Below are 6216 nucleotides of genomic sequence, written 5' to 3'. Positions count from 1 at the left end.
GGCGCTCGTCGACGGCCAGGCGCTCGTCGACGGCCAGGCGCTCGTCGACGGCCAGGCGCTCGTCGACGGCCAGGCGCTCGTCGACGGCCAGGCGCTCGTCGACGGCCAGGCGCTCGTCGACGGCCAGGCGCTCGTCGACGGCCAGGCGGCTGCGCCGGGTCGCCAGCGGCCCACGGGTAAGGGCCCCCGTGACAGCCCGTGATTGTCTCCGTCTTCGTCTCACGCCTCTGTCTCAGCGCCTACGCGCAGGCGCGCGCGAGACTGAGACGAAGACAAACGCTGAGACGATCACCAAGCGTCACAAGAAGCCTTGCGGATTGGCGGCTCGTGACGCACCCGTTAACGGCACCCTGATTCCGCGAGGATCACCCGGACGCCAAGAGGCCCCCGCCATACAGGCGAGGGCCTCGGTTCGATGGGCCGGTTCTACTCCCAGTCGTCGTCGTAGTCGTCGCGGTCGTCGTCGTGGTGAGGGATGTGCAGCACCTCGCGGGGGATGGCGATCAGGGGGCGCGGCGCCACGGCGGCCGCCAGCTCGTCCCAGGTACGGGCCGGGTGCTCCCCAGGCGCGCGCCACAGATCACCGCCCTGGGCGCCGAAGTAGTCGCGCTCGCGGTTGAAGATGGTGTCGCCATCGCGGACCTGGATCACGTCCCGGTGGGGCTCAGCGTCCCCGTGGTGGTAGTGGGTGGCGGGGGTGGCCCTGGTCGTCAGGTCAGCCAGGCTGAGGGCGCCCCGGGCGACGTCGCGCCGCAACATCGACAGGTAGAGCGCGGCGCCGACGTTGTCGCCGACGCTGACGGCCCGGGTGAACTCCTTCAGGGCGTAGTCGAGCAAGTCGAGATTGGCGCGCAGCCGGCGGACCGGCGCGGGCAGGTCGTCGTCAGCGGCGGTCCAGGCGAACGACTCGACCTGGAAGTGGACGGGGGGCGGGGGCCCGCCATCGATGCCGGGAACACTGGCGGTGAGGTGTGGCTGCGCCTTGGCCGCGTCAATGAGAGTCCGGGCGTGGGTGGTGCCGCACGCGGTCCACGTCGGCGCGCCGTAGCGGGGCGACACCGACAGGTTGTACACGTTCCCCAGGTCGTCGCGGTCGGGGTCGTCACGGTCGGCCCCGAAGTATTCCGTGGTGTCGACCTGCCAGGCCTTGATGATCAGGCGCGAGGGCTTGCGGCACCCGGCCACCGCGCACTCACGCTGCGCCCGGCGGCGGTCCCGTTCACGGCGGCGGTACTCGTACTCGTCTTCCATGTCCTCAGCGGTGAACCCCGGCGGGTAGCGGTCGTCCCGCTCGTCGTCGTCCTCGCCGGTGTCGTCGAGCGGGGGCAGCATCCCCGGGTCCCACGCCTGCACGAGGGACTCCACGGCCGGGGCAACCCGGGTCAGGGCGTCGTCCCGCTCTCCGATCTTCTTGACGATCTGCTGCACGGCTCGGTGGGTGAGGCCGGCGGCCGCCCCGAGGGAGCGCTGAGTGTCGGCCGGGTCGTGCCATGCGGAGATGCGGCGGATCAGCTCGTCGCGCTCCTGGCGGCCGCCCTCCGACAGGGCGGCGACGATCGCCAGGCGCGAGCGGACCATGCCGCGCGCACGGACCCGGGCGCGCTCCACGCGCTCGGCCAGGCCGGGCACATGCACCAGGGCGCCCGGGGTCTGGGCGGGGATGCGGGCCGTCAGCCGGGCCACGGCCTCGGCAAGAGCGGCGTCGGTGGTGTCGGCGGTCACCAGCTCCTCGATCGCCGCATCCGGCACAGCCTGCGGCTCAACCGGCTCGACCACCGGCATGCCCTCGACCGCCTGCGCCAGGTGGGCGGCCAGCTCCTTGACGGCCGCCTTGGCCTCGGCCGTCAGCACGGGCCGGGTCGAGCGCGGCGACGTCGACATGCCGGCGGCGATCCGGGCGGCGTAGGGCCGAAGGCTGGCCAGCAGCTCCCACAGCGGCTCGCCCGCGACAAGCAGCGGGATGCTCCAGTGCAGCCGCCGGTTCTGGTACCCCAGCCGGACCAAGTCGGCCTCGGTGAAGGACAGCACCGGACGGCCCATGTCCGGCCCGCCCGGCAGCGACATGAAGAGCTCGACCACGGGCCGGCCGCCGGTCTCCTCGAACAGCCACGTCGGGCGCACGTCCCTGGCGGGAACCATGACCGCCACATCCACACTCTGATGAGTCATGGCTACAAAGTAGCCAAGGATTTTCAGCGATGGCTACAAAGTAGCCAAACCCGAAGGGAGAGCTATGAAACGAGACGATCGAGCACGTGAGCCAGCAGATCCACAACAGCTCACGATCAGCTCAAGATCATTAAGAGTGCTAAGGTATCGTCACTTCGCGCCGATACGCGGTCAAACGAACACCCTTCGTGGCACCCGTCCGCAACGCCGCGTAGGTGGGACGGCCAGGCCGTCGACGGCCACCAATTCGAGGGCCTCGGGCGCGGCCTGGCGGCAGGCTGAGCGGTGGTCGGATGCGTCGTCACGAAGGCCTTCAGCGGTCTCCGGCGCGGCCAGGTCGGCGGTAAGTCCGCCTTACCCACTATCTTGCTCCGCTCCCTGAGAGCGCGATTCGTCGCGCACCGCGGCGACCGCCGGCACGCGACGAATCGCGCCGGGGGCCGACGTCCGCGAACGCGAGAGGCCCGCACCGTGACAGTGCGGGCCTCAGGTGGGCACGATCATTGCGGACCTAGGCACCACGGCGGCGCAGCGCATCGAGGGCCTCGGCCTCCCATCTGAGCGGGCTCACCGGCAGCAGGTCCTGGTCCAGCGGGCCGTCGTATCCCGACTCGCGGATCGCCCGCAGGCGTTCATAGCTCGGGTCGTCGTCGAAGATCCCGGCTCCGGACGGGTTGGTCATCTCGATCTCCTTTGATGGGTTGGGGTGGTGAGCTACCAGGTGGTGAGCTACCAGGTGCGGGGAATCCCGTCCTCGCAGTCGCACTCGGTCTCGCCGGGGTCCTCGGTGGTCCACTGGCACATCGTGCAGAAGTAGACGGGGTCGAAGGGGTCGACGTCGGGCTCGGTCACGGCAAGCCGGCCCTAGCTGTGGTGCGCGGTGGCGCTGAATTCGGCGGCGGCGGCCGCGTGCCCGAGCACCTGTGCCACGCCCTCCAACTCGGTGGCGGCCTGGGTGACCCGACCTCGCGGCTCCACGTGGGCGTTCGACGGCGCCCGATCGGGCAGGTCCCGGCGGCCCTCCAAGCGCAGCACGAGCGTGGCCAGGCCACTGGCAATGCGGTGATACGACCACAGGACTTCGTGCAGCGGCGGGGGCGGGGTCACACCGCCACGGCGGCCGTCGAGCTGCCGGTTCACGGTCGGCTGCGCCTGGCCGGTCTGCGCGGCGATGGCACGCTCGGACAGGCCGGCGTCGGCGGCCTGGAGCATCGCGGCGCGCAGCTCCTCATCGGCGTCGGTGATGACCCGGCGCAGCGGGGCCAGGTGGTCGACCAGTTCGGCGGCCGCGCGCAGTCGGGCGGTGGCCTCGGTGAGGCGGGCGGTGTCGAAGTCGGCGGCGGTCATCGCTCTCCCTGGTTGTCGATAGATGATGTATCGATTCCATTGGAATCCGATACGCCATTGATCGCAACTCTGAATGTCGATCCGCTATGTATCTCTATCTGGTACGTGAGTAAGCGCGTACTGATTGACGTACGTTCACGTACAAGATCACCCGTATCGGGGCGGTTCCGGGCAGGATGGGCGCGGGCCCACCGACCGTTGAACGGGAGCGCGTCATGATCTGTCTGCTGATCGAGGTCGACGGCCGCTCGCGCGAGATCGACCTCCCGGCCGATCCGGCTGAACGCGACGACATGCTCGCCGCGCTGACCGGCGGGGACTTTGCCCTGCGCGAGACCATCGATCGAGGCCTGGATCTGTGGATGGGCATAGGCCAGCACGACAGCCCGGCCAACGCGCCGGCTTCCGCGCTGGCCGCCGACCTGAGCGGCGAATCGTGGCGGCACTATCACGGGCCCGTGGTGGTTTGCGGGGTGGAGCTGAGCGAGGCGGGTGAGGAACACGCCGTGGACCTGACCGGCGACCAGCTGGCGGCGCTGCGCTGGCGGCTCGGCCGCCACGGCGCGGACTGAGCTCCCGGGCCCTCCTCGGGCCGGTCGGGGCCTCATCGCCGGGCGGTTTTTTGGAACCGCGCGGCGCCCGATGTCTGCACGGTGCATCCCTCGCATACCCGGACAAGTCGGGCCTACATAATCTGCTTTCGGTGCTTGATTATGGATCTTGATTACGATTTGTGTGCATGTGCTGCCCGTGTGCATAAAGTGTCGCCACGATAGGGAGCGTGGTGGCGGGACAGGCAGGCGGATCGCGGCCGATCGGCGTCGCGGTGGCTGTGGCAGGCGGCCGATGACGCCGGGCGGGAGTCGCGTGCGGACGTGGGTGTTCAGGGTCCTGGCCGGTGCCGGTGTGGCCGGGGTGATCGCCGCTGTGGTGGTCATGTGGGTCAGCTGGAAGGGTGACGTCGATCCCGCCGGCGCCACCATCGGGTTGGCTTCGCTGATCGTGGCGGCGGTGTCGCTGTGGCAGTCCCGCACCGGCCCCCGGCCCTCCTCACCGGCCGTTGACCCCGCCGATGTCCTCGCCGTCGATCCCCCAGAGCAGGGCGACCGGTCGCAGGTTTCCGATTCGGCCGGTTCCGCTGGTCTTCCCTCACCCGCCGCAGCCGCTCCCGCGTACCCCCCGGCGGTACCGGCCACGACCGACCGGCGGGCGTTGCCGAACGCGGCCACACTCACCGTCCCGGCCGGGCTGCCCGGGTTACCCCGCCCGCCGGCGGCGGTGTTCCTGGGCCGCCGGCAGGTGCTCACCCGGCTGCGCAAGACACTGACCACCACACCCAAGACGCCGGGCAAGCCACCGGCGGCAAGACCCGCGGGATCGGCGGGGGTGGAGCCGGTGGTGATCACGCAGGCGGCCGTGTACGGGCTGGGCGGGATCGGCAAGAGCGAACTGGCGTTGCAGTACGCCGCCGGCCACCGGGATGCCTACCGGCTGGTGTGGTGGATCGAGGCCGACAGCCCGGCCCAGATTCAGACCTCGCTGGCGGGCCTGACCCGGGCGATCTGCGCGGGCGCCGACTCGGTGGCGGCGGCCGCGGCGACAGTGGAGGAGGCGACCGACTGGGCGCTGGCGTGGCTGGCCGCCCACCCCGGCTGGCTGCTCGTCTTCGACAACGTCGAAGACTCCGGCGACCTGCACCCCTACCTGGGCCGGCTGACCGGCGGGCACGTGCTGATCACCACCCGGCGCGACACCGGCTGGAGGGACCTGGGCTGCACCCCCATCAGCCTGGAGGTATTGGACCCCGAACCCGCCCAGCGACTCCTGACCCGGATGATCATCCAGGCGCATCCCACCCGCCCGCCCGGCAGAGGCGCCCCCGCGCACAAGGCCGGACCGGCCGAGTCGGCTGAGCTGGCCGGGCTGGCTGAGGATCTGGGATTTCTGCCGCTGGCCCTGACCCAGGCCGCCGCGTTCATCGCCCGCACCCCCGGCATGAACGTCACCACCTACCGCGCACTGCTGCGCGACAACCCCGGCAAGGCGCACGCGGCCGCGCCGCCCGGCGGCGACGGCGAACGCGTCATCGCCCAGGTCTGGACGATCACCCGCACCCGGATCGCCGCCCAGAACCCGCTGGCCCCCCGGCTACTGGCGCTGCTGGCCTGCTACGCCCCCGACCAGCTGCCCATCACCGTCCTGCACCATCTGCCCGACGCCGATGAACTCCAGATCGGCCAGGCGCTGGGGCTACTGGCCTCCTACAGCATGATCACCATCAGCCCGGATAGCGGCACCGGCTCCGACGCCGTCAGCGTCCATCGCTTGATCCAGGCCGTTACCTTGAACGACCTCCCCGGACACGAACGCCAGACCGTCCATACCCGGGCCGCCGACCTGCTGACCGCCGAACTGCCCGAGGACCCGGACGTGATCGGCAGCTGGCCGGCCTACCGGCGGCTGCTGGCCCACGCCCGCGCGGCCCTGCCGCCGCGATCGCCGGCGATGTCCCAGGTGATCGACTACCTGTATGCCAGCGGGGACTACGCCACCGCCAAAACCCTGCAGCACCAGCGCTACCAGGCCCAGCTCGACCACCACGGACCCGAACACCCCGACACCCTGTTCGCCCAGGCTGACCTGGCCTCCTACACCGGGATGGCGGGGGACGTGGCCGGGGCGCGTGACCAGTTCGCCGCG

At 70.9% G+C, this 6216-nt stretch carries 7 protein-coding genes; 3 read left to right on the top strand and 4 right to left on the bottom strand.

The genetic code is table 11. The annotated features are described in order from the left end of the window. The coding region (locus tag GT755_RS39025) for a hypothetical protein (protein WP_202611036.1) at positions 1-202 on the top strand (202 nt) is incomplete at its 5' end. Positions 203-426: 224 nt separating this feature from the next. Here GT755_RS39025 and GT755_RS37970 read toward each other — a convergent pair. The 4 genes from GT755_RS37970 to GT755_RS37960 all read right to left on the bottom strand — a co-directional run bounded on the left by GT755_RS37970 (position 427) and on the right by GT755_RS37960 (position 3516). Beyond that, complete coding sequence (locus GT755_RS37970) at positions 427-2169, bottom strand: hypothetical protein (RefSeq protein ID WP_161484386.1); 1743 nt, start codon at positions 2167-2169, stop codon at positions 427-429. Positions 2170-2680: 511 nt separating this feature from the next. Next, a complete protein-coding gene (locus GT755_RS37965) occupies positions 2681-2851 on the bottom strand; it encodes a hypothetical protein (protein ID WP_161484385.1) in 171 nt (56 codons plus the stop codon). 47 nt (positions 2852-2898) lie between these two features. Beyond that, entirely contained in the window at positions 2899-3021 is a 123-nt protein-coding gene (locus GT755_RS40845) for a hypothetical protein (protein WP_268903656.1), read from the bottom strand. Positions 3022-3033: 12 nt separating this feature from the next. After that, on the bottom strand, positions 3034-3516 hold the full coding sequence (locus GT755_RS37960) for a hypothetical protein (protein WP_161484384.1): 483 nt from the start codon (positions 3514-3516) through the stop codon (positions 3034-3036). Positions 3517-3731: 215 nt separating this feature from the next. Here GT755_RS37960 and GT755_RS37955 point away from each other — a divergent pair, with 215 nt between their 5' ends. Then, the gene (locus GT755_RS37955; RefSeq protein WP_161484383.1) at positions 3732-4088 is read left to right on the top strand and encodes a hypothetical protein; all 357 of its coding nucleotides are present in this window, start codon (positions 3732-3734) and stop codon (positions 4086-4088) included. A 295-nt stretch (positions 4089-4383) separates the two neighbouring features. Further along, a partial coding sequence (locus GT755_RS37950; RefSeq protein WP_202611035.1) for a hypothetical protein occupies positions 4384-6216 on the top strand: 1833 nt, incomplete at its 3' end.

It is taken from the genome of Herbidospora solisilvae (assembly GCF_009901565.1).
Taxonomy (GTDB): domain Bacteria; phylum Actinomycetota; class Actinomycetes; order Streptosporangiales; family Streptosporangiaceae; genus Herbidospora; species Herbidospora solisilvae.
Note: the sequence above shows the minus strand (reverse complement) of the source record. Positions and strands in the feature narration are given on the sequence as shown.

Coding starts and splice junctions, on each gene's coding strand:
- GT755_RS37960 (WP_161484384.1), bottom strand. CDS start 3,516: ATGACCGCCGCCGACTTCGACACCGCCCGCCTCACCGAGGCCACCGCC.
- GT755_RS37965 (WP_161484385.1), bottom strand. CDS start 2,851: ATGACCAACCCGTCCGGAGCCGGGATCTTCGACGACGACCCGAGCTAT.
- GT755_RS37955 (WP_161484383.1), top strand. CDS start 3,732: ATGATCTGTCTGCTGATCGAGGTCGACGGCCGCTCGCGCGAGATCGAC.
- GT755_RS37970 (WP_161484386.1), bottom strand. CDS start 2,169: ATGACTCATCAGAGTGTGGATGTGGCGGTCATGGTTCCCGCCAGGGAC.